The organism is Micromonospora sp. WMMA1947 (genome assembly GCF_027497355.1).
Lineage (GTDB): Bacteria > Actinomycetota > Actinomycetes > Mycobacteriales > Micromonosporaceae > Micromonospora.
In genome coordinates, this window is the sequence record NZ_CP114909.1 from 736,313 (window position 1) to 758,447 (window position 22,135).

At 73.3% G+C, this 22,135-nt stretch carries 23 protein-coding genes, 2 tRNA genes and 1 pseudogene; 12 read left to right on the forward strand and 14 right to left on the reverse strand.

Annotated features, from left to right (window positions below):
* Positions 1 to 47: 47 nt before the first annotated feature.
* Both O7604_RS03475 and orn read right to left on the reverse strand, forming a co-directional pair.
* A tRNA-His gene (locus tag O7604_RS03475) sits at positions 48 to 123 on the reverse strand.
* 90 nt (positions 124 to 213) lie between these two features.
* A complete protein-coding gene (gene orn / locus O7604_RS03480) occupies positions 214 to 804 on the reverse strand; it encodes an oligoribonuclease (RefSeq protein WP_013474266.1) in 591 nt (196 codons plus the stop codon).
* A gap of 74 nt (positions 805 to 878) precedes the next feature.
* Between orn and O7604_RS03485 the strand changes: the two genes are divergently transcribed.
* Complete coding sequence (locus O7604_RS03485; RefSeq protein WP_269701734.1) at positions 879 to 2,174, forward strand: glycosyltransferase 87 family protein; 1,296 nt, start codon at positions 879 to 881, stop codon at positions 2,172 to 2,174.
* Positions 2,175 to 2,395: 221 nt separating this feature from the next.
* On the opposite strand, the pseudogene O7604_RS03490 reads toward O7604_RS03485, so the two are convergent.
* From O7604_RS03490 to O7604_RS03500, 3 genes and pseudogenes are all read right to left on the reverse strand, one after another.
* A pseudogene (locus O7604_RS03490) lies at positions 2,396 to 2,593 on the reverse strand (hypothetical protein); the annotation flags it as partial.
* A 671-nt stretch (positions 2,594 to 3,264) separates the two neighbouring features.
* Entirely contained in the window at positions 3,265 to 3,993 is a 729-nt protein-coding gene (locus O7604_RS03495; RefSeq protein WP_269701736.1) for a YcnI family protein, read from the reverse strand.
* A 16-nt stretch (positions 3,994 to 4,009) separates the two neighbouring features.
* Positions 4,010 to 5,686 carry a copper resistance protein CopC gene (locus tag O7604_RS03500; RefSeq protein WP_269706904.1) on the reverse strand — a complete coding sequence of 559 codons (1,677 nt, stop codon included), beginning with the start codon at positions 5,684 to 5,686 and terminating at the stop codon, positions 4,010 to 4,012.
* A gap of 213 nt (positions 5,687 to 5,899) precedes the next feature.
* On the opposite strand from O7604_RS03500, the gene O7604_RS03505 reads away from it, so the two are divergent.
* From O7604_RS03505 to O7604_RS03520, 4 genes are read left to right on the forward strand one after another with little or no spacing between them, the layout of a single operon-like run.
* Complete coding sequence (locus O7604_RS03505) at positions 5,900 to 6,487, forward strand: sigma-70 family RNA polymerase sigma factor (protein ID WP_269701738.1); 588 nt, start codon at positions 5,900 to 5,902, stop codon at positions 6,485 to 6,487.
* A 30-nt stretch (positions 6,488 to 6,517) separates the two neighbouring features.
* Positions 6,518 to 7,048, forward strand: a complete 531-nt coding sequence (locus O7604_RS03510) for a MauE/DoxX family redox-associated membrane protein (protein WP_269701740.1) — start codon at positions 6,518 to 6,520, stop codon at positions 7,046 to 7,048.
* Positions 7,035 to 7,751 carry a thioredoxin domain-containing protein gene (locus O7604_RS03515; RefSeq protein ID WP_269701742.1) on the forward strand — a complete coding sequence of 239 codons (717 nt, stop codon included), beginning with the start codon at positions 7,035 to 7,037 and terminating at the stop codon, positions 7,749 to 7,751. The genes O7604_RS03510 and O7604_RS03515 overlap by 14 nt, the downstream gene beginning before the upstream one ends.
* A complete protein-coding gene (locus tag O7604_RS03520; RefSeq protein ID WP_281578833.1) occupies positions 7,748 to 8,836 on the forward strand; it encodes a hypothetical protein in 1,089 nt (362 codons plus the stop codon). The genes O7604_RS03515 and O7604_RS03520 overlap by 4 nt, the downstream gene beginning before the upstream one ends.
* Before the next feature lie 406 nt (positions 8,837 to 9,242).
* Here the strand turns inward: O7604_RS03520 and O7604_RS03525 are convergent, their stop codons facing one another.
* The 4 genes from O7604_RS03525 to O7604_RS03540 are packed head-to-tail and all read right to left on the reverse strand — an operon-like array spanning position 9,243 to position 11,897.
* Complete coding sequence (locus O7604_RS03525; protein WP_269701748.1) at positions 9,243 to 10,004, reverse strand: ABC transporter ATP-binding protein; 762 nt, start codon at positions 10,002 to 10,004, stop codon at positions 9,243 to 9,245.
* The gene (cbiQ, locus tag O7604_RS03530; protein WP_281578834.1) at positions 10,001 to 10,771 is read right to left on the reverse strand and encodes a cobalt ECF transporter T component CbiQ; all 771 of its coding nucleotides are present in this window, start codon (positions 10,769 to 10,771) and stop codon (positions 10,001 to 10,003) included. The genes O7604_RS03525 and cbiQ overlap by 4 nt, the downstream gene beginning before the upstream one ends.
* A 2-nt stretch (positions 10,772 to 10,773) precedes the next feature.
* Positions 10,774 to 11,181, reverse strand: a complete 408-nt coding sequence (locus O7604_RS03535; RefSeq protein WP_281578835.1) for a PDGLE domain-containing protein — start codon at positions 11,179 to 11,181, stop codon at positions 10,774 to 10,776.
* The gene (locus O7604_RS03540) at positions 11,178 to 11,897 is read right to left on the reverse strand and encodes an energy-coupling factor ABC transporter permease (RefSeq protein ID WP_281578836.1); all 720 of its coding nucleotides are present in this window, start codon (positions 11,895 to 11,897) and stop codon (positions 11,178 to 11,180) included. Before O7604_RS03540 ends, O7604_RS03535 begins: the two co-directional genes overlap by 4 nt.
* 123 nt (positions 11,898 to 12,020) lie before the next feature.
* On the opposite strand from O7604_RS03540, the gene bcp reads away from it, so the two are divergent.
* From bcp to O7604_RS03555, 3 genes are all read left to right on the forward strand, one after another.
* The gene (bcp, locus tag O7604_RS03545; protein ID WP_281578837.1) at positions 12,021 to 12,491 is read left to right on the forward strand and encodes a thioredoxin-dependent thiol peroxidase; all 471 of its coding nucleotides are present in this window, start codon (positions 12,021 to 12,023) and stop codon (positions 12,489 to 12,491) included.
* Between the two features lie 148 nt (positions 12,492 to 12,639).
* Positions 12,640 to 12,715: transfer RNA gene (locus O7604_RS03550), tRNA-Leu, on the forward strand.
* Between the two features lie 128 nt (positions 12,716 to 12,843).
* Positions 12,844 to 13,374, forward strand: coding sequence for a GNAT family N-acetyltransferase (locus tag O7604_RS03555; RefSeq protein WP_281578838.1), 531 nt, complete (start codon positions 12,844 to 12,846; stop codon positions 13,372 to 13,374).
* Positions 13,375 to 13,693: 319 nt separating this feature from the next.
* On the opposite strand, the gene O7604_RS03560 is transcribed toward O7604_RS03555, so the two are convergent.
* Positions 13,694 to 14,770 carry an expansin EXLX1 family cellulose-binding protein gene (locus tag O7604_RS03560; protein WP_281578839.1) on the reverse strand — a complete coding sequence of 359 codons (1,077 nt, stop codon included), beginning with the start codon at positions 14,768 to 14,770 and terminating at the stop codon, positions 13,694 to 13,696.
* Positions 14,771 to 14,845: 75 nt separating this feature from the next.
* Complete coding sequence (locus tag O7604_RS03565; protein ID WP_269701760.1) at positions 14,846 to 15,145, reverse strand: hypothetical protein; 300 nt, start codon at positions 15,143 to 15,145, stop codon at positions 14,846 to 14,848.
* 171 nt (positions 15,146 to 15,316) lie between these two features.
* Between O7604_RS03565 and O7604_RS03570 the strand changes: the two genes are divergently transcribed.
* Both O7604_RS03570 and O7604_RS03575 read left to right on the forward strand, forming a co-directional pair.
* A complete protein-coding gene (locus O7604_RS03570; RefSeq protein ID WP_281578840.1) occupies positions 15,317 to 16,384 on the forward strand; it encodes an LCP family protein in 1,068 nt (355 codons plus the stop codon).
* 109 nt (positions 16,385 to 16,493) lie between these two features.
* Positions 16,494 to 17,948 (forward strand): sugar transferase, encoded by a 1,455-nt coding sequence (locus O7604_RS03575; protein ID WP_269701762.1) that lies wholly within the window; start codon positions 16,494 to 16,496, stop codon positions 17,946 to 17,948.
* Here the strand turns inward: O7604_RS03575 and rfbD are convergent.
* Together rfbD and rfbB are read right to left on the reverse strand one after the other, a co-directional pair.
* A complete protein-coding gene (rfbD, locus tag O7604_RS03580; RefSeq protein ID WP_281578841.1) occupies positions 17,945 to 18,811 on the reverse strand; it encodes a dTDP-4-dehydrorhamnose reductase in 867 nt (288 codons plus the stop codon). The two genes, O7604_RS03575 and rfbD, sit on opposite strands and share 4 nt — an antisense overlap.
* On the reverse strand, positions 18,811 to 19,809 hold the full coding sequence (gene rfbB / locus O7604_RS03585; RefSeq protein WP_281578842.1) for a dTDP-glucose 4,6-dehydratase: 999 nt from the start codon (positions 19,807 to 19,809) through the stop codon (positions 18,811 to 18,813). The genes rfbD and rfbB overlap by 1 nt, the downstream gene beginning before the upstream one ends.
* An 86-nt stretch (positions 19,810 to 19,895) precedes the next feature.
* Between rfbB and rfbA the strand changes: the two genes are divergently transcribed.
* Both rfbA and O7604_RS03595 read left to right on the forward strand, forming a co-directional pair.
* Entirely contained in the window at positions 19,896 to 20,783 is an 888-nt protein-coding gene (gene rfbA, locus O7604_RS03590; RefSeq protein WP_281578843.1) for a glucose-1-phosphate thymidylyltransferase RfbA, read from the forward strand.
* The gene (locus tag O7604_RS03595) at positions 20,780 to 21,388 is read left to right on the forward strand and encodes a dTDP-4-dehydrorhamnose 3,5-epimerase family protein (RefSeq protein ID WP_281578844.1); all 609 of its coding nucleotides are present in this window, start codon (positions 20,780 to 20,782) and stop codon (positions 21,386 to 21,388) included. Before rfbA ends, O7604_RS03595 begins: the two co-directional genes overlap by 4 nt.
* On the opposite strand, the gene O7604_RS03600 is transcribed toward O7604_RS03595, so the two are convergent.
* A complete protein-coding gene (locus O7604_RS03600; protein WP_281578845.1) occupies positions 21,334 to 22,113 on the reverse strand; it encodes a lipopolysaccharide biosynthesis protein in 780 nt (259 codons plus the stop codon). The genes O7604_RS03595 and O7604_RS03600 overlap by 55 nt on opposite strands.
* Positions 22,114 to 22,135 lie beyond the last annotated feature (22 nt).

Sequence of the window (22,135 nt, forward strand, 5' to 3'; positions counted from 1 at the left end):
CACCCCGCACACGACGAAGCCCCCTCCCGGAGGAGGGGGCTTCGTGTTGGGGTGACTGATGGGAATTGAACCCACGACAACCGGGACCACAACCCGGTGCTCTGCCAACTGAGCTACAGCCACCATGCTCGCCGCTCCGGTCGCCCGGGGCGGTGCGCGGACTAATCATAGCCACACTCCGGCCGACCCCGTCCACCGGGTTCGGCGCGGGCGTCAGAGCTGGGCGGCGATCGCCTTCGCGGCCTCCACGTCCGGCCCCGGCAGTGGCACGAACACGGTCCGCCGGTAGTACTCCAGCTCGCGGATGCTCTCCCTGATGTCGGCGAGCGCCCGGTGGGCCAGGCCCTTCTGCGGCTGCCCGAAGTACACCCGCGGGTACCAGCGCCGGCACAGCTCCTTGATCGAGGACACGTCGATCATCCGGTAGTGCAGGTGGGCGTCGAGCCGGGTCATGTCGCGGGCCAGGAAGCCCCTGTCGGTGGCGATCGAGTTGCCGCACAGCGGCGCGGTACGCGGGTCCTTCACGTAGCTGGTGACGTAGTCGAGCACCATGTCCTCGGCCTCGGCCAGCGTCACCGTGGAGCGGCGTACCTCCTCGGTGAGGCCGGACTTGGCGTGCATGGTGCGCACGATCTCCGGCATGCCGTCGAGCGCCTCGTCGTCGGCGTGGATCACCACGTCGACGCCGTCACCGAGCACGTTGAGGTCGGGATCGGTGACGAGCGCGGCGACCTCGATCAGGGCGTCCCGCCGCAGGTCGAGCCCGGTCATCTCACAGTCGATCCAGACGAGAAGATCAGCCACCGGAACAGACTACGCGCCGCCGACGCGCCCGCGCCTCGGCCCGGCGGCCGAGGTGGACCGCTAGGGTTTCCTGCGTGCCAGCCGAACCCGACGCGCCACCCGCCGTCGCCCGCGACGACGCGGGCGCGCGTACGGTCCGGCGGGTCGTGGCGGTGCTGGCGCTGGTCGCGATCCTGCCGGCGCTCTACCTGCCCAACCTGCGCCACGACTACTACGACCAGAAGATCTACATGTCGGCGATGGACTGGTGGGCGGCCGGGCATCCGCTGTACGACTACGTCCAGCCGGACCGGGTGCAGGGGGCGCTCTACTTCACCTATCCACCGTTCGCGGCGCTGCTCCTGGCGCCGTTCGGGTATCTGCGGCTCGGGGTGGCCATCGCCGCCTTCGCGGTGCTGACCGTGGCCGCGGTGGTGGTGACCACCCGCTGGCTGGTGCTGCCGGTGCTGCAGCGGCACGACCTGCCGCGCGGGTTCGGCCTGACCGTCGCCGTGCTGCTGGTGCTGGCGGTGGAGAGCACGCGGGAGACGCTCACGCTCGGGCAGATCAACATGCTGCTGGTGGTGCTGATCCTCGGCGACCTGCTGTTCGCCGTACCGCAGGGGCGGCGCTGGGCGGGTGTGGGCGTGGGCTTGGCCGCGGCGCTCAAGCTGTTCCCCGGCATCTTCGTGCTCTACCTGCTGGCCGCCCGGAAGTGGCGGGCGGCGGCCGTGGCGGCGGTGACAGCGGCGGTGGCCACGCTGCTGGCGGCGGCTGTCGCGCCGGGTGACTCGTGGCGGTTCTGGACGCACGAGCTGTGGGTGACCGACCGGGTGGGCCGCCCCGATTACACCGGCAACCAGTCGCTGTTCGGGCTGCTCAGCCGCCTGACCGCGCCGGCCGAGCCGGACCGGCTGCTGTGGCTGCTGCTCGCGCTGGCGGTGGCCGCGTTCGGCCTGTGGCGGGCCGCGCGCGCCGCCCGGGCGGGGGACGCGCTGGTGGGTCTCACAGTGACCGGGCTGGTGGGCGGGCTGGTCAGCCCGATCACCTGGATCCACCACCTGTACTGGTTCATCCCCGCCGTGGTGGTGCTCGTCGACGCGGCTCTGGACGCCGATCCGGCGACGCCCGCCGGAGCCCGCCGTCGCGGCGGCCTGTTCGCGCTGGCCGCCGTCGTGGGCCTGCCGATCGCGTACGGGTTGGTGACGTTCCAGGACTGGGGCACCGCCATCGTGCACACGGACGACCCGGTCGACTTCGTCGTCCGCAACGTGTACGTGCTGCTCAGCCTGCTGCTGCTCGTAGCGCTGCCGATCCGCCGGCGCTCGGCCGCGAACCCGATAACTCCGACTGATCGGACACAACTCGCAACAAACGGCGATCAGCGCTAATCTGGTATCAACTACCTCAGTTTTCTCCCAGGTAGCACCGATCCCCCGGTGAGAACGGCCCTCCGCGTCGGCAGCGCGGAGGGCCGTTCGGGTTCTCGTCAGTCCCCGCCGTCGGGGCACCGGCCGGGCGGCGGAGCGATCGCCGCGCGGGTCCGTCCGCCGGGCCCGGAGCCCACCGACACCAGATGCCGCTCGGGCCGCGACGCCGGACCCGGCTGCCGGCCCAGCCCGCTCAGCGACGTGACGCCGAGACGCCCGGCCAGCACCGGCACCTGGTCCGGCTCGACCACGAAGACCACCTCACGCGGCCGCACCGGCCGCAGCAGCACCACCACGGCGAGGACCACCAGCAGCGTCCCGCCGGCCAGCAACGCCCACGCCAGCCCGGGGAACCACCCGGCGCGCACCTCGGCACGCATCCGCAGGTCGAGCCCGTCCGCGCCGTCCACGCGCATCACGACCAGGCTCAGCGACCGGTCGGACAACTCCGCCGGACTCCACTCCAGCGAGCCGACGCCCTCGCGTACCCAGAAGGGCTGGGTCATCGGCGCGGCGGTGCCGGCGCCGGCGGTGGCCGGGTCGAGGTCGACGGGCAGCGGGCCCCGGGTGACCGCGACGCGGCGCACGGTGCTGTGCGGGACGTCGGCCAGCCACCGTCGCACCTGGTCGGCCGGGGCGAGGCCGAGGAAGACCGGACCGTCGTCGTCCCGCGCGGTCAGGTGCAGCCGGGCCTGACCGGTACGCGCCACCGGCAGGTCGGTGCGCAGCAACTCGTCCACGTCGGTCACCAGCACCGCGCGGGCCGACGTGCGGACCGGCTCGAACCGGGCACCGAACGCGCCGTCCGGGCCGGCGTGCCGGGCGGCGAGCCAGAGACCACCACCCGCCAGCAGCGCCGGAACCCCTAACGCCAGCAGCATCATGCCGGCGATCGTGCGTACGAAACGCATTCGCGTCGTCCCTCTCGGTAGCCAACCACCCGGCCGACCTTACCGACGCGCGGCTGCCGATCGGCGGATATCGGCGGCACCCGGCCGGGACGGCGACCGGCCCGGCGGATCGTTCCGCCGGGCCGGTACGACGCTCGCGTTCAGGACTTCGCGGCGGGCTCCCGACGGGTACGCGCGAACGCCAGGCCGCCGAGCGCCAGGCCGCCCAGACCGGCGACCAGGCCGGCCACCCCGAGGGCGGTGGCGGCGCCGGAACCGGCGTCGTCATCGTCGTCGTCGGCCGCCGCCGCGGCCGGCGCGCTCGCGCCCGGCGAGGCGGGCGCCGCGGCGGCCAGCGTGAGCACCGGTGCCGGGCTCTCCGGCTCCTCCGCTCCCGGCGTGGGCTCCTCGATCCAGCGGGAGACGTTGCCGTCGGAGTACGTCTGGAGCACCTTGAACGCCATCGTGTCGACCTGCGGCAGCGGGCCCATCGACACCGGGAACTCCTGGAACTCGCCCGGCTTCACGCCGCCGTTCGGCGCGGCGGTGAAGGTCAGCTTGGAGACCGCCTCGGTGAGCTGGCTGCCGTGCACCTCGATCGGCGGGTCGACCTTGCGCTTCTCCACCGCCACCGTCCAGCCCGCCACCGGCATGGTGGAGACCGAGCCGACCGGGGCGTTCTCCGGCAGGTTCACCTCGACCTTGACTGTCGACGCCGTGTCGCTCTCGTTCGGCACCCGGAACGCGAACCGGCCGTAGCCGCCCTGCGTACCCTCGGCCGGGTTGATCGTGACGTGCGCCGAGGCCGGACCGGCCACGCCGAGCACGGCCGTGGCGACGGCGGTGAGGGTCAGCGCGGCGACTGTCGCGGAGCGCCGGAGACGGATCATCAGATGGGACCTTCCGTTACTTGATCGGCACGGTGGCGGTCACCGTGGCCTGGTCGATGTCGGTCGTACGGACGGTGATGCGCAGCTGCCAGTCGCCCCGGGCCGGCAGGTTGACCTCACCGGTGGCGTGGTTGTCGCTCAGCGGCAGCAGCGGGACGGTGATCGGCTCGATCCCGGCCGACGGCAGCGCGGCGGTGACCTTCCACTCCTGCACCGTCTGGGGACGGTTGTCCTTCGTGTAGGCGTACAGGTGCATCGAGTTGTTGCCGGTCTCGGCCGGGTCCAGCTCGACCTGGAGCGAGTAGATCGGGCTGCTCAGCGTGGTGGAGAAGTAGCCGGCCGGGGCACCCGCGACGTCCGCGCCGGCGGTCCGCGCCGGTGTGGTCTGCACGAGCGTCGCCGACACGCCCAGCACCACCGCCGTGATCGCCAGTTCGGCCACCACGGCCCGCCGCATCGCACCCGGCCGCCCGGCGGCCACCCGCCGCCGCACCAGTGCCCGGGAGTACGCGGCCACGCCGATCACCAGCACGAACAGCGCGATCTTGACCAGCAGGAGCCGGCCGTACGTGGTGTCGATCAGCGCCTGGAAACTGGCCACCTCGATCAGCCCCTGCACGGTGCCGGCCAGCAGCAACGCGGCCACCGCGAGCGCCGCCCAGCGGGACCAGATCGGCAGGATCGCGTCCAGCTCGCGTTCGTCGGCCCGGCGCAGCAGGAACACCGCGAGCATCACCAGGCCGCCCAGCCAGACCGCCATGGCGCCCAGGTGCACCGTGTCCACCACCACCGACACCGCGGGCGCGGGCGACGCCGCCGCGTGCCCGGACAGCGGCCAGGTGAACAGCGCCGCGCCGCCGAGGACCGCCAGGATGATCCCGTCGGTACGGCCGATCGGGCCGGCGAACAGCGGCCGGAGCAGGAACGCGGCCGCGGCGAGCAGACCCAGCCGGACCAGGTGGGTGGTGCCGTAGGCGCTGCCCAGCACGTCGCTCAGGCCGGAGCCGGTCACGTCGAACAGGCCGCCGCCGTTGACGTACGGCACCTGCAGCCACACCTCGGCCACCGTCGCCACCGCCAGCAGGCCCAGCCCGGTCCAGGCCAGCCGTGCCGGTCCCCGGCGGGACAGCCGGCGCGGCCAGAGCGCGACGAGCACCAGCGCCGGGCCGACGAGCAGCAGCAACCCGGCGTAGCCGGCGTACTTCGCCACCTTCACCGCGTTCTCGGTGACCGGGTTCGCCCGGTTGTCCGAGCCGCTGTCGGTGGGCGGCTCCGACGGTGCGCCGACGGAGTAGGTGAAGGCACCGGAGACCGGGTGGCTGTCGGCCGAGATGACCCGGTAGCTCACCAGGTAGGTGCCGCGCCCGCCGGAGGCGTCCACCGGGATCGTCACCTCGGCGCCCTGGAACGTCGGCTCGCCCCGGTCGGCGCGCGAGCCGTCGGGAGCGATCACCCGTACCTTCCCGGGCACCTTGCGGACGCCCTCACTGAAGGTGATCACCACCTGCGCGGGCGCGTCGGGCACCACGGCGGAGGCGGCCGGGCTGCTGCTCACCAGCACCGCGTGGGCGGCGGCCGGGGTGGCCGGGACGAGCAGCAGGGCGACCAGCAGGAGCAGCAGCCCGGCGACGGCCCCGGATCGGGCGGCGACGGCCCGGGACGGGCGGCGTACGGCAGCAGTCATGACCGCCATGGTTCCCGAACCGGGGCGGGTCCGGCGAGCCGGTCCGGGGCGGGCGTGACCGAGCGCCCACCCGGTGCGGCGGCACGCGCCACGCCGGGCCTGCTCGGAGGTCATGGGAGGGTAGTCGGACGGCGGCCGGAAAAAGTTCCCGGCGTGTGCGGGACCACGGAATGGGTCGAAGGACCCTGTCCTGTCCAGGTACGCCGCGTAACCTCGGGTGACGTGATCCCCGGCCCGCGCGACACCGCCGCCGACCGCCCCGAGTCGGCGCCCGACGCTGCCCGGGACGCGGCCACCGGCTGGGCGCTGGCCGCCCGCGACGGGAACCGCGACGCGCAGGCCGCCTTCGTCCGGGCCACCCAGGCCGAGGTGTGGCGCTTCGCCGCCGCGCTCGTCGACCCGGACACCGCGGACGACCTGACCCAGGAGACGTACCTGCGGGCGTTCCGGGCGCTGTCCGGCTTCGAGGGGCGCTCCAGCGTGCGGACCTGGCTGCTCGGGATCGCCCGGCGAGCCTGCGCCGACCACCTGCGCACCGTGGTACGCCGCCGCCGGCTCGACGCGCGGCTCGCCGCCCAGGCCGCCACCGACCGTCCGTACCCGGACCCGGCCGGCCAGCTCGGCGCCGCCGACCTCGTCCGCCGGCTGCCCGCCGAGCGGCGCTCCGCGTTCGTGCTCACCCAGCTGCTCGGCCTGTCGTACGCCGAGGCCGCCGACGTGGAGGGGGTGCCGGTGGGCACCATCCGCTCCCGGGTGGCCCGCGCCCGCGACGAACTCGTCGGCGCCGTCGGCGACACGCTGGCCGGATAACGGGAACCTTTCGTGGCGCTCGGACGACGAATGACTGTGACCCCCTCCCCCTCCCGGGCCGGCCGCTGGCAGGCCCTGCGACCGTGGCTCGGCGTCGCGGCCCGCCTCGGACTCGCCGCGGTGTGGCTGATCGCCGGCGGCACCAAGGTCGGCGACCTGGCCGCCTCCGGCCGGGCCGTGAACGCGTACCAGGTGATGCCGTACGACCTGGCCACAGTGATCGGCGCGGCGCTGCCGTTCGTCGAGCTGGCCCTGGGCGTGCTGCTGCTCGCCGGGCTCGCCACCCGGATCAGCGCCGGTGTGTCCGCGGCGCTGCTCGTGATCTTCATCGCCGGCATCGCCTCGGCCTGGGCCCGGGGCCTGGCCATCGACTGCGGGTGTTTCGGCACCGGCGGCCAGCTCGCCGCCGGTCAGACGCCCAGCTACCTCCCGGAGATCCTCCGGGACCTCGGGTTCCTGGCCCTCGCCGGGTTCCTGCTGATCTGGCCCCGCACTCCGTTCTCGGTGGACGGGTGGCTGGCGGGCGACGACATCGTGGAGGACACCGATGAGCAGTCGTAAGGGACGCAAGGACGCGGCCCGGGTCGTACGCGAGCAGATCGCCCGGGAGAAGCGGCGCAAGCGCACGCTCTGGACCTCGATCGCCGCGGTGCTGGTGCTCGTCATCGCCGGCGGCATCGGCTGGGCGGTCTACTCCAGCCAGAAGTCCGACGAGTTCACCGCCCCGCCCGGGGCCAACGACGCCGGCACCGGCATCGTGCTCGGCACCGGACCGGTCACCATCGACCTGTACGAGGACTACCTCTGCCCGGCCTGCAAGCAGTTCCAGCAGATCAACGGCGAGACGCTCAACCAGCTCGTCGACGAGGGCAAGGCGAAGCTGGTGTTCCACCCGGTCGCGTTCCTGAACCGCTTCTCCACCACGGAGTACTCGACCCGTTCCTCGGCCGCCTCCGGCTGCGCGGCGCAGGGCGGCAAGTTCCGCGAGTTCACCGAGGAACTGTTCGCCAAGCAGCCGGCGGAGGGCGGCGCCGGGCTCAGCAACGACGAGCTGGTCGACATCGGCGCGGGCGTCGGGCTGAACCGGGACGAGTTCGCCTCCTGCGTCTCCGACGGCACGTACCGGTCGTGGACCGAGCACGTCACCGACGAGGCGAGCAAGTCCGGCGTGACCGGCACCCCGACCATCAAGGTCAACGGCAGCGAGCTCCAGGACCGCAGCCCGGAGGGGATCAAGTCGGCGGTGGAGGCGGCCGGCAAGTGATCGCACCCCTGCGCCGGGCCGCGGTGGTGCTCGCCGTCGCGGCCACCGCCCTGCTCACGCTCGCCGCGCCGGCTGCCGCGCACGGCGCGGACGCGCCCGACGGAACCGACTACCGCGCCACGATCAGCGGCGTCGACCCGGACCGGCCCGGCCTCACCGCGCGGATGGTGGAGGCCGGCGCGCGGCTGGAGCTGACGAACGACACCGGCGCCGACGTCACGGTGATGGGCTACTCCGGCGAGCCGTACCTGCGCATCGGCCCGGGAGGCGTGTACGAGAACACCCGCTCCCCCGCCACCTACCTGAACCGGACGCTGGCCGGGGAGACCCGGCTGCCCGCCGAGGCGAACCCGGCCGCCGCGCCCGACTGGCGGCGGATCGACGACGGACCGACCGCCCGCTGGCACGACCAGCGCACGCTGTGGCGCGAGGACGCCCCGCCGGCCGCCGTCGCCGCCGACCCGGACCGGGAACACCGGGTACGCGACTGGACGGTCCCGCTGCGCGCCGGTGACGCCACCGGAGCCGTACGCGGCACGCTGGACTGGGTGCCCCCGCCCGACCCGTACCCCTGGTGGGTGGCCGCCACGCTGGGCTTCCTGCTGATCGGCGCGGCCGGGCTCGCGCCGGGCGGTACCGCCGCCGGGGTGCGGGCGCTGCGCGCGGTCGGCGCGCTGCTCGCCGTGGGCGGCGCCGCCACTGTGGCGCTCACAGTGGCCCGCGCGCTGGACACCGGCGCCCCCGGCGTCGGCGGAACGCTCGCCGAACTGGTCACCGGTCAGGTGTGGACGCTGCTCACCGGCCTCGGCGCGCTCGCCGCGGGCGGGTACACGCTGGCTCGCCGCCCGGCCGCCGACTTCGTGCTGGCGCTCGCCGGCGCCTGCCTCACCGTGTTCGCCGGGGTGACGAACCTCGCCGCGCTGGCCCGCTCGGTGCCCCCCGCCGCCGGTCCGCCCACGCTGGTCCGGGTGCTGGTCGTGCTCGGCCTGGCGACAGGAGCCGGCGCGGTCGCCACGGGCCTGCTGCGCCTGCGCACGGCCGCGAGAACAGCCCGCCCCATCCCCCACCCCACCCCCACGCCCTAACCCGCCCGCCGCCCGCCGCCCGGCGAGATCTTGGTACCAAACGGCCCCCATAGGGGCCCTTTCCTACCAAGATCTCCACTGCTCCCACCACGCGGAACGCCAGTCTCGCGTAACGGGAGGCGTACCTTCCGCCCGGCATCCAAGTCGCCACGACATCTCCGGGGGCCGCAACCGCAAGATCACCGCAAGCTGTGAGCGCCGGGCACGCCCGAGTGGAACACCACGAGTGTCAAACCGCCCTAGACACACCCATCACGTTCCACCCCCGCCGCACTCGCCCCTGGATGGCGTGATCTTGCAGTTGCCGCCCCGAGTCTGCGGCTTCTGCCCCGGAATGCCCGGGCGGAAAGTGCAAGATCGCGGAGGAGGAAGAGAAGAAGGCGGGGCGGGACGGGCGAGGGGCGGGTCAGGTGGGGCGGGGGGCGAAGCCGTAGGGGAGCTCCAGGCGGTGGGCTGTCAGCAGTGCCTCGTCGGACAGCAGGTCGAGCGTGGGCGCGTCGGCGACGATACGGCCGCCGTCCAGGATCACCGAGCGGGGGCACAGCTCGGCCGCGTACGGCAGGTCGTGCGTGACCATGAGCAGCGTCACCGGCAGGGCGCGCAGGATCTCCGCCAGTTCCCGGCGTGCGGCCGGGTCGAGGTTCGACGACGGCTCGTCCAGCACCAGGATCTCCGGGCGCATCGCCAGCACCGTCGCCACCGCCACCCGGCGCCGCTGCCCGAAGGACAGGTGGTGCGGCGCGCGGTCCCGGTGCTCGCTCATGCCGACCGCCGCCAGCGCCTCGTCGACCCGGGCGGCCAGCTCGGCGCCGCGCAGACCCAGGTTGGCCGGCCCGAACGCCACGTCCTCGGCGACGGTGGGCAGGAACAGCTGGTCGTCCGGGTCCTGGAAGACGATGCCGACGCGGCGGCGTACCTCGGCCAGCGTGTCCCGGTCCCGGGTGACGGTCAGGCCGCCGACGCTCACCGTGCCCTCGGCCGGGGTGAGGATGCCGTTGAGGTGCAGCACGAGCGTGGTCTTGCCGGCGCCGTTGGGCCCGAGCAGCGCCACCCGCTCGCCGCGCGGGACGGTCAGGTCCACGCCGTGCAGGGCGACGTGACCGTCCGGGTACGCGTACCGGACGCCGCTGACGTCGAGGGAGGGCGGCTGCTGCACGTACCCGATCATTGCAGGACGAGCGCGACGGCGGCGATGGTGGCCGCGATCGCCGGCACCGTCGCGGCGGCCGCCCACTGGCCGGCGGTGGCCGCGCCGGCCCCCTGCCACACCGCCGGCATCCGGCCGGTGTAGCCGCGGGAGAGCATCGCCAGGTAGACCCGCTCGCCGCGCTCGAACGCGCGCAGGAACAGCGTGCCGACCCCGGCCGCGAAGCCGCGCAACTGCCACAGGAACCGCGGGTCGTCGCCCCGCGACACCCGGGCCACGCGCATCCGCCGGGCCTCGCCGACCAGCACCTCCAGGTAGCGCAGCATGAACGTGGCGATCTGGGTGAGGATCTGCGGGCACCGCAGCCGGTCCAGGCCGAGCAGCAGGTCACGCGTCGTCGTGGTCGCGGCCAGCAGAAGCGACGCGAGTACGCCGAGCGTGCCCTTCGCGAGGATGTTGAACGCGCCGTGCAGACCGTCGACGGACAGGGCGAACCCGGCCACCTCGACCCGCTCCCCGGCGCCGAGGAACGGCAGCGCGAACGCGAACAGCACGAACGGCAGCTCGATCAGCGCCCGGCTGAGCAGCCAGCGCGGGCCGACCCGGGCCAGCGCGGCCACCACGGCGACCAGGAAGGCGTACCCGCCGAAGGCCCAGTACGCCTCCCGGGGCGTGGCCACCACCGCGACGGTGAACAGCACCATCGCGGCGATCTTCACCTCCGGCGGGAGCCGGTGCACCGGCGAGCCGGACTCGCGGTAGAGCACGTGGGCGTGCCCGGCGCCCATGGTCAGCGTGTGCCGGTGGACTGGGCTGCCTCGTCCGCCGGGTCGGTGCTCGCGGTGGTAGTGGCAGGCGTCGCCGGGGTGCGGCGGCGGGCCAGCCAGAACAGGCCGCCGCCGACCGCGAAGGTCAGCAGCACACCGAGTACGCCGGACAGGCCGGTGGAGACGAAGTCGTTGCCGATCCCGCGTACGCCGTAGTCGGCGAGCGGGCTGTCCGCCAGCTCGTGGTCCTTGGCCTGCTGGGCCGGGCAGCTGCCGCCGGTGATCTCGTCGTCGGCGTTGACCGTGCAGCCCTTGAGCAGCGACGAGTCGAGGCCGTCCGGGTGCGAGGAGGCGTAGTTGCTGACCACGCCGGCCAGCAGGAGGGCCACCAGCAGGCCGCCGAGCAGGAACGACCAGTGACGCTTGTTCATCGGGCACCTCCGGCGACCGGGACGGCGGGAGCCGGCGTGGCCGGCTTGAGGGCGCGCAGCGCGTACACCAGGTCGGGCCGGACCTTCGCGACGGTGACCACGGTGGTGGCGGTGATCAGGCCCTCGCCGATGCCGATCAGCAGGTGGGCGACGGCCATGGTGCCGGCCAGCCCGGTGAGGTTGCCGCCGAGGTCGGTGGTGCCGCCCAGCCAGTACTGCAGGACGAAGCCCTGGGACGCGACCACCACGCTGACCAGCGCGGAGACGAACGCGGTCACCGCCAGCCCGGCCGGGGTACGCGGCAGCACGCGCAGCAGCAGCGCGATCAGCAGGTACGCGGCGGCGGTGCCGAGCAGCGCCATGTTGGTGATGTTGAGGCCGAGCATCGCCACCCCGCCGTCACCGAAGACCAGGGCCTGCACGATCAGCACCACGGCGACGCAGAGCGCGCCGACCCAGGGGCCGACGAGCAGCGCGGCCAGCGCCCCGCCGAGCAGGTGACCGCTGACCCCGGCGGTGAAGATCGGGAAGTTGAGCATCTGCACGGCGAAGATGAACGCCGCCACCAGCCCGGCCATCGGGGCCAGCCGGTCGTCGAGGTCGGCGCGCCCCCGCATCACGCAGAAGGCGAGCGCGGCCAGCGCGAGGGCCGCGAAGATCGCGGCGACAGGACCGTTGATGATCCCGTTGGAGATGTGCATCGCCAGGGTGTCCACGCGCTCAGCGTATTTCCAGGAAGGCACAGTTGCCAATATGTGGCAACAACCTCATGATGGCGATCACCCCGCCCGCGCGTCGCCGTCGGCCGGCCGTACCGGCCCGGCGGTATCGTCACCGCCATGACCGACCGCCTCAAGCCCGGCGACCCCGCCCCCGAGTTCACCCTCCCCACCGACGACGGCGGCACGCTGTCCCTGTCCGGCCTGCGCGGGCGCAAGGTCGTCCTGTACGCGTACCCGGCCGCCATGACGCCCGGCTGCACCAAGCAGGCATGTGACTTCCGGGACTCCCTCGCCTCCCTCCAGGCGGCCGGCTACGAGGTGGTCGGCATCTCGCCGGACAAGCCGGCGAAGCTCGCGAAGTTCCGCGACCGGGACGCCATCACGTTCCCGCTGGTCTCCGACGAGGACAAGGCGGTGCTGACCGCGTACGGCGCGTTCGGCGAGAAGCAGATGTACGGCCGCACCGTCACCGGCGTGATCCGCTCGACGTTCGTGGTGGACGAGGACGGCAAGATCGAGCGGGCGCTCTACAACGTGCGGGCCACCGGCCACGTCGCCAAGCTGCGCCGGGATCTCGGCCTCGACTGAGGTCGCGGATCGCCACGCGTGCCGGCGCCCGCGGGGCGGCAGTGGCGGCGGCGGAAGTGGTCTACGATCCGGAGGCTGTGACACCGGTCGGCGGGCTTCCGCGGCGTCGGCCAGAATGGCCGTGGAGAACGACGGTGTTCACCGTGGAGGGGCCGTAGCCCAACGGCAGAGGCATGCGGTTTAGGTCCGCACCAGTGCGGGTTCGAATCCCGCCGGCCCTACCAGTCCGACCGTCGGTTCCGCCCGGTCCGGCCGCCGGTTCCGCCCGGTTCCACCGCCGGTTCCGCCCGGCGCCTGTCGGGAACGTCACGAACGCGGGTTGGGGCGGTGTCGCCCCGCGCAGGATGGCGACGTGGACCTGCGCTTCGTACTCGACCCCGACCTGACGCCCGAGCTGCGCGAACAGATCATCGCGCTCTGGGTGGACGTGACGAACGCCGGCGGCGCCGTCGGATTCGTCGCCCCGGTGACAGCGGACGAGGTCCGCCCGCTCGCCACCGCCACGCTCGACGAGATCGCGGACGGGCCGGACCGCCTGCTCGCCGGCTACGAGGGCGACCGGCTGGTCGCTGTCCTGGTCATCGCCGACAACCGGTTCCACCTCAAGACGCACTGGCGGGTGCTCAAGCGCGTCATGGTGCATCCCGGCACGCAGGGACGCGGGTACGGCGCGGCGCTGATGCGCGAGGCCGAGCGGATCGCCCGAGAGCTCGGCCTGGCGGCGCTGCACGTGACGGTCCGCGACGGCTTGGGGCTGGACCGCTTCTACAAGCGCCTCGGGTACCGGGAGGTCGGCCGTCTTCCGGGCGCGCTGCGCCTGTCCCCCACCGACGCCCGAGACGAGATCCTCATGTGGCGAGACCTCCCCACCTCCTGCTCCTGACCCCACCCTCGCCCGCCCCCGTCCTCGCCCCGCCCGCTCCCGCTCCCGCTCCCGCTCCCGCTCCCGCTCCCGCTCCCGCTCCCGCCGATCTTGCACTTACCGCCCCCACAAAAGCCGCATCCTGGGCAATCCAGGGGCCACAACCGCAAGATCAACGCTGGGGTGCTGTCGTCGTTTCGCGCCGGCCCGCCCGCTTGCGGCGATCTTGCGGTTTGGGCCCGGTCGAAAGGTGCTTATCCGGCAACCGGGGGGCCGGAAGTGCAAGATCGGCGACGGCCGGCAGGAGGGCGGGGCGGAGGGCGGCGGGACGGAGGGTGGGTCAGGAACACGGGGTGGGGGTGGGTGGGGCGGCGGCTGCCTGGACCACGGGCTCCGTGAGGGTCGGGGTGGGGGCGGTGCTGGGGCTGGACGGCAGAGGCGTTGCCGGACTGGTGGTGGGGGTCGGGGGCGTGGGGGTCGGCTTCTTCCGGGCCGGCGCCGGGGCGGCGGGCTTCGCGCCGTACATGCGGGTCGTGCTGCGCTGCACCTGGCCGGGGAGCATCCGGATGCCGGAGGCGGTCACCCGGTGGCCGTACACGTCGGTGACCCGGATCTCGTACGGGCCGGGACCGGCGCCGGACTCGATCAGCCAGTAGTTGTAGTCCTGCCGCTGCGCCGCCCGCCACGAGCCGTTCTGCCGCACCTCGACCGAGCGCAACGGGTTGCCGTGGTCACCGACCAGGACGGCGAACCACCACTGCGACGAGCCCTCCTTCATCCGGAAGGTGAGCGGCCCGGCCAACGGCGGGTTCACCACCGCGCGGTAGCTGACCTTCACCACCCCCTGCACCGGGTCGGCGATCCGGGCGAACGCCTCGGCGGAGAGATCGAGGTGACCGGGCGCGCACTCCGGGCACTGGTCCATCACCAGCACCCGGACGGCGCCTCGCGGGCCGGTGACGTCGAGGTAGCCGCCGCAGGAGGCGCCGGAGGCGTACTCGCTCGGGCCGAGCGCGACGTACATCCGGTCGGCGGGCGCCGCGGGCCGGGAGCAGTTACCGCCGGCACCCTTGGAGTCGTAGAAGGTCGCCTTGCCGCTGCGCGTCGCGCCGCCCGTGGGAGGAGCGGCGGCCACCGGCATGGCGGCAGCCATGGGCGGAGCGGCGGCCACCGGCATGGCGGCGGCGTGCGGAAGGGCGGCCACGGGCGCCACGGCACCGCGCGGCGGCGGGGCGGCGCAGGCGGGGGCGGCGCCACCGCGTACCGCGAGAGTCACCGCGACCGCGGCGGCGACGGTGACCAGACCGGCGGCGGCGAGGCGGCGACGGTGCCGGGCGGTACGGCGGCGACCGTCCGCAACGGCGGGTCGGGGCGCGTCGCCGGTGCTCGGTTGAGGGGGTGCGGTGCCGTCGGTCACGCCGGTCGATGCTGCCGGACCGGCGTGCCGCCGGACAAGCGAGCTAAGCGAAAGCTAAACCGGGGCGGGCGCCGATCAGGCCGGGCGCGCCGCGCGGACGGCGGCCACGACGCCGGCCAGTTCGCCGGCGAGATCGGGCTGCTGCCGCAGCGAGTCCTCCAGGCGTACGCGCCAGACGCCGGTCTCGACCGGCAGCCGCCCGTCGCCCGCCCAGCGCACCCGGTCGCGGGTCTCGTCGAGGGCCGCCGCCGTGGCGGGACCCATCAGGGCGCCGAGTTCGCCGCGGAGCCAGGTGAACAGGCGCTCGTCGTGAATCGCACCGCCGATGACCCGGGCGGCGTCCCACGCCACCCGAGGTTGGTGGAGAACCTGCATCTCGGCTCCTCGGTCGATGTGGTCTTCCTCACCATCATCGATCGGGCGGGCACCCGGCGGCAAGGCCCGGAACGGGCCCACCTCGCTCCGGCGGCCCTGGACCTCCGACACCACACCTCACCGTCCGGTCGCGGGCCCACATCGTGCGACGCGAATCAGTAGCATCGCGGCATGTCAGATCGCCACCAGCTCACCGATTCCGACACGCGTGCGCAGGGCTCCGATGTGGAGCCGGGCGGGCCGGCGGAGGAGAAGGCGCCGCGGCGCCGCCGGGGCCGGCGGATCGCCCTGATCGTGCTGGTGGTGGTGGTGCTGCTCGCCGGCGGCGGTGCCCTCGCCGGCGGCCTCTACTACCGCTCGGTCGACAACTCGATCGAGCGGGTCGACGCCTTCGAGGGCGTACCGGAGGAGTCGCGCCCGCAGGTCGAGGCCAAGGGCGCCATGAACATCATGATCCTGGGCAGCGACTCCCGCGACCCGGAGAGCACCGGCGGCTCGCGCAGCGACACGATCATCCTGGCCCACCTGCCGAAGGACAGGTCGAGTGCCCAGCTCATCTCGATCCCCCGCGACACCTGGACGGCCGTCCCCAAGTCGAAGGAGGGCCGCGGCGGCCGCGACGCGAAGATCAATGCCGCGTACGCCTGGGGCGGTGTGCCGCTGATGGTGCAGACGGTGGAGAAGTTCAGCGGGGTACGCGTGGACAACGTCGCCATGGTCGACTTCGCCGGCTTCAAGGAGATCATCGACGCGCTCGGCGGGGTCGAGATCGACGTGGAGAAGGGCTTCACCACGAAGTACTCGCTGATCGGCACCCGGACCTTCGAGAAGGGCCGGCAAACCATGGACGGGGCCGCCGCGCTGGACTACGCGCGGGAGCGGCACGCCTTCCCGGACGGCGACTTCGCGCGCATCCGACACCAGCAGCAGGTGATCAAGGCCATTCTGGACAAGGCCGCCTCCGGCGGCGTGCTGACCAACCCGGCCAAGCTGAACTCGTTCGTCCGCGCCACGTCCGACTCGGTGGCTGTCGACAAGTCACTGTCGCTGGTGGATCTCGCGATGGAGATACGTGGCCTGCGCGGCGGCAACCTGACGTTCTTCACCTGCCCGGTGAAGGGAACGGGCCGGGTCGGCAGCGAGAGCGTCGTGTTCCCGGATCCGACGCGTTCCAAGCAGTTGTTCGACGCGGTACGCCGCGACTCGGTCCCCGAGATCCTGGCGATCAGCGGAAAGTAGGACGTCGATCTGTCATGCCGGTGCTGGCGGCAGGGCGGGGCCGCTCGTATCCTGCGATCGCCGTCGGTCTCTGCATCCGGGCCGGGGGCGTCACGGGGAAGGATCGACCATGCCACGCCTGCCGGCGTTCGAGCATTCGTCCGCGCCGCCGTCCGGTGCACAGATGAACACGCCGGCGGACAGCGGCATGGACACGACGACAGTGCTGCCGTACGCGGGTTCGCGCGCGTCGACGCGTACCCGACGGTTGCGGGCCTGGATGGTCACCGCGCCCATCGACGTCGCGGCGCTGCTCACGCCGCTGCTGCTCACCCAGGACTACTGGCGGGGCACGCTGTTCAACGCGGCCCTCACCGTGGGCCTGTTCGCCACGGGCGGGCTGTACCGGCCGCGCCGGCACATCAGCATCCTGGACGAGTTGCCGAGCCTCGGCGGCCGCCTGCTGGCCTCCGGCGCGGTGGGTGCCATCATCGCGGCGCTGCGGCACGACTCGGTGCCGCACGTCAGCGGGTTCATGCGCGGCGTCGCGCTCTCCGCCGGCCTGGTGATCGTCGGGCGGGCGCTGAACAGCCGGCTCATCCTGCTGGCCCGCAGGCGCCGGTGGGTGGAGCACAACGCGATAGTGATCGGCGGCGGCCCGATCGGCGGTGAGCTGGCCCGGCTGTTGCGCCGGTACCCGCAGTACGGGCTGCGGTTCGTCGGCGCTGTCGACGCCCCGTCCCGGGGGCGGATCGGCGCGTTGCCGCTCATCGGCACGATCGACGACCTGGAGAAGCTGGCCGACATGCTGGAGTGCGAGGTCCTCGTCATCGCGGACCCGGACTGCTCCGAGGCCGATCTGATGGAGGCGCTGCTGCGTCCGGCGAGTTCCCGCTGCGACCTGTGGGCGGTGCCGCGCCTGTGGGGGTCGCGGTCGCAGGGCGGCTACCCCGACCACATCGGCGCCATTCCGATCATCAAGATCGGCGACACCACGCTCACCGGTCCACGGTGGCGACTCAAGCGCGCCTCGGACGTGGTGTTCGCGGTGACCGCCCTGGTGGTGCTGAGCCCGCTGCTGCTGCTCTGCGCCGCCGCCACGTTCCTCGACGGCGGTCGCGGTGTGTTCTTCCGCCAGGAACGCGTCGGGCGGTACGGCAGGCCGTTCCACGTGATCAAGTTCCGGTCCATGCGCCCCGCCGACGAGTACGAGTCGCAGACCACCTGGTCCATCGCGCACGACGAGCGGGTCGGGCCGATCGGCCGGTTCATGCGGCGCACCTCGTTGGACGAGCTGCCGCAGCTGTGGAACATCCTGCGCGGTGAGATGAGCGTGGTGGGGCCCCGGCCGGAGCGGCCGTACTTCGTGGAGAAGTTCTCCATCGAATACCCGAGGTACGCGATGCGGCACCGGGTACCGGTCGGGCTCACCGGGCTGGCCCAGGTCAGCGGCCTGCGCGGGGACACGCCGATCTCGGACCGGGCGCGGTTCGACAACTACTACGTCGAGAACTGGTCGCTCTGGCTCGACATCAAGATCGTGCTGCGTACCGTCGCCGAGGTCTTCCGGGGCGGCGGCCGCTAGCTGTCGCCGGCGGCCAGCGCCCGCACCAGGTCCGCCCGCCAGTGCTCCGGCGGCGGCAGCTTCGCGGCGGCCCACCGGCCGTGCGCCAGCACGCTGTAGCGGGGGCGCGGCGCCGGGCGGGGGAAGCGGTCGGTCGTGGTCGGCCGGACCCGGTCCGGGTCGAGGCCGCGCAGGGCGAAGACGGCGCGGGCCAGGCCGTACCAGGTCGTCTCGCCGGCGGCCGTGCCGTGGTACGTCCCGGGCGCCGCGTCGCCTGCGAGCGCCGCGTCGGCGAGCGCGACGAGACGCTCGGCGAGCCGGTACGACCAGGTGGGCTGGCCCCGCTGGTCGTCCACCACGTCGAGCCGGTCGCGTTCGGCGGCGAGCCGCAGCATCGTGGTGACGAAGTTGCGCCCGTGGGTGGCGTAGAGCCACGCGGAGCGGACGACGTACCCGGTCTCGGGCAGCAGCCGCGCCACCGCGCGTTCCCCGGCGAGCTTGCTGCGCCCGTACGCGTTCACCGGGCCGGTCGGGGCGTCCTCCGGGTACGGCTCGGTGGCGTCCCCGCCGAACACGTAGTCGGTGGAGACGTGCACGAGGCGCGCCCCGGACACGGCACAGGCGCAGGCCAGCGCGGCTACCGCGTCGCCGTTGACGGCGGTGGCCTCGGCCTCCCGGGTCTCCGCGCCGTCCACGTCGGTCCACGCCGCGGCGTTGAGCACCACGTCGTGCCCGCCCACCGCGTCCCGGATCGCGCTGGTGTCGGTGACGTCCAGGTCGGCGCGGGCGGCGGCGGTGACCGACAGGTCGGGCCGGGTCCGCAGCACGGCGATCAGGTCCCGCCCGAGCATTCCGCCCGCGCCGGTGACGAGGACCCGGGTCATCAGTGGCCGGCCGTCTTCAGTGGCTCCCACCAGGCCCGGTTGTCCCGGTACCAGCGGACCGTCTCGGCCAGGCCCCGGTCGAGGTCGATGCTCGGCGCGTACCCCAGCTCGCTGCTGATCTTGCTGATGTCCAGCGAGTAGCGACGGTCGTGGCCCTTGCGGTCGGTGACCGGCACGACGCGGTCCCAGCCGGCCCCGCACGCCGCCAGGAGCCGTTCGGTGAGCTGCCGGTTCGTCAGCTCGGTGCCGCCGCCGATGTGGTAGACCTCGCCGGCCCGCCCCTTCTCCTGCACCATCGCCACGCCCCGGCAGTGGTCGTGCACGTGCAGCCAGTCCCGGATGTTGCCGCCGTCGCCGTACAGCGGCACGGTCCCGCCGTCGAGCAGGTTGGTCACGAACAGCGGGACGACCTTCTCCGGGAACTGGTACGGCCCGTAGTTGTTGGAACAGCGGGTCACCACGACGTCCAGGCCGTGGGTGCGGTGGTAGGACAGGGCCAGCAGATCCGACCCGGCCTTCGAGGCGGAGTACGGGGAGTTCGGCGCCAGCGGCCAGGTCTCCGTCCAGGAGCCGGAGTCGATCGAGCCGTACACCTCGTCGGTGGAGACGTGCACGAACCGGCGGGTGCCGTGCCGCAGCGCGGCGTCCAGCAGCGTCTGCGTGCCGAGCACGTTCGTGGTGACGAACGGGGCGGCACCGGTGATCGAGCGGTCCACGTGCGACTCGGCGGCGAAGTGGACGATCACGTCGTGGCCGGGCACCACCTCGTCGACCAGCGCGCGGTCGCAGATGTCGCCGCGTACGAAGCGCAGCCGGGGATCGTCGCGCACCGGCGCCAGGTTCGCCAGGTTGCCGGAGTAGGTCAGCTTGTCCAGCACGGTCAGCGCCTCGGGGCCCTCGACCGGCACCCCGGCCGCGTCGCCGCCGGGCACGCCCAGCAGCATCCGCACGTACTCCGACCCGATGAAGCCGGCGCCGCCGGTGACGAGGATCCTCACGGGTCGTGGAGTCTACGCCGTACCGGCAGCGTGGGCGGGACGTCGACGGGCCACGGGGGCGGCGTCGACGCGGGTAGTCTCCGCGGGTGCGCGGAATCCTTCTCGCCGGCGGCACCGGATCCCGGCTCTGGCCGATCACGCGGGCCGTCTCCAAGCAACTGATGCCGGTGTTCGACAAGCCGATGGTCTACTACCCGCTCTCCACCCTGATGATGGCCGGGGTGCGGGAGATCCTGGTGGTGACCACTCCGGAGGATCGCACCCAGTTCGAGCGGCTGCTCGGCGACGGCAGCCAGTGGGGGCTGCGGCTGGCGTACGCCGAGCAGCCCCGGCCGGAGGGCATCGCGCAGGCGTTCCTGCTCGGCGCCGACTTCCTCGGCGACGAGTCGGTGGCGCTGATCCTCGGCGACAACATCTTCCACGGCGCCGGGCTCGGCCGGCAGCTCGCCCAGCACGGTGAGCCGGCCGGTGGGCGGATTTTCGCGTACCCGATGGCGAACCCGCAGGACTACGGCGTGGTCGAGTTCGACGGCGCCGGCCGGGTGCTGTCGATCGAGGAGAAGCCGGCCCGCCCCCGGTCCCGGTACGCGGTCCCGGGCCTCTACTTCTACGACAACCGGGTGGTCGACATCGCCCGCAAGCTGACCCCGAGCGCCCGGGGCGAGCTGGAGATCACCGCGGTCAACGAGACGTACCGGACGTGGGGCGAGCTCACGGTGACGGTGCTCGACCGGGGCACCGCGTGGCTGGACACCGGCACGTTCGCGTCGATGATGCAGGCCGGCGAGTTCGTCCGGGTGATCGAGGAGCGCCAGGGCATGAAGATCGGCTGCGTCGAGGAGGTCGCCTGGCGGTCCGGGCTGATCGACGACGAGCGGCTGCGGATGCTGGCCCATCCGCTGACCCGAAGCGGTTACGGTGACTATCTGCTGGGCCTGCTGGCCGATCGGTCCGGTTCGGGGAGTCCGTCGTGAAGATCCGTCCGCTGAGCATCGAGGGCGCCTGGGAGGTGACCCCGCAACAGCACGGCGACCCGCGAGGTCTGTTCCTGGAGTGGTACCGCTTCGACCGGCTCGCCGAGGCGGTCGGTCATCCCCTGCGGCTGGCGCAGGCCAACATCTCCGTCTCCGCGCGGGACGTGGTGCGCGGCATCCACTTCGCCGACGTACCGCCCGGTCAGGCCAAGTACGTGACATGCGTACGCGGGGCGGTGCTGGACGTGGTGGTCGACGTACGGGTCGGCTCGCCGACGTACGGGCGGTGGGAGGCGGTACGCCTCGACGACACCGAGCGGCGGGCCGTCTACCTGGCCGAAGGGCTGGGGCACGGGTTCTGCGCGCTCACCGACGACGCGACGCTGAGCTACCTCTGCTCCACCACGTACAACCCGGCGGGCGAGCACACGGTGCACCCGCTGGATCCGGACCTCGGAATCGACTGGCCGGCGACGACGCCGCTGTTGTCCGACCGGGACGCGGCGGCACCGAGCCTGGCCGAGACACGCGCGGCGGGTGTGCTGCCCGGCTACGACGCCTGCCGCTCCTTCACCGAAGGGTTGGAGACCCGCCCGTCGCCCTGACCCGGCACCCCGGCCGGTTCCTCGGCCGCGCCCGGTTCCGCGACGGCGTCGGCCGGACGGCGACGCACCGTCGTCGCCCAGAGCGTCCGCACGTCCGCGCTCACCGGGGTACCGGCCCTGCGGTAGCCGAGCACCAGGGCGATGCCGACCCCGACGGCCAGGCCACCGAGTGCGCCACCTGCGGCGTACCACTGCCACCGCGCGGGCTGCGGACGCGGCGGCGGCGCGGCGGCCCGCACCACGGCGACGTGGGCCTTGAGCCCGAGCCCGGCGGGCGGCAGGTCACGTTCGGCGATCCGTTGCAGTTCGGCGGCGAGCGCGGCGGCGACCGCGGCGGCGGTGGCGGCGGACCGGTCGGTGACCGCCACGTCGATCGCCAGCGAGTCCACAGCGGACGAGGCAACGATGCGGCCGGCCAGATCATCCGTGGTGTACGGCAGCCCGAGCGAGTCGATCACCGGGCGGGTCAGCCGGGGCGTGTTCATCATGGTGGCGTACGTCTTCACCCGCCGCTGCATCAGCCGGCCCGCCTCGTCGGCCGGCGGGCGGGGCTGGGGCGCCGCCGACTTCTCGGCGGCGAACGTGACGAGCATCTGGCTCTCGGCCCGGTAGACCGGCGGCCGGCGGTCGGCGAGAACCCCGGTGATCGCGCCGCACAGCAGCGTCAGCACCAGCACGATCGGCCACCGCCTGCCGATCGTGTCGCGGAAGTGGGCCAGGTCCACGACGCGTCACCCTACCGGCGTC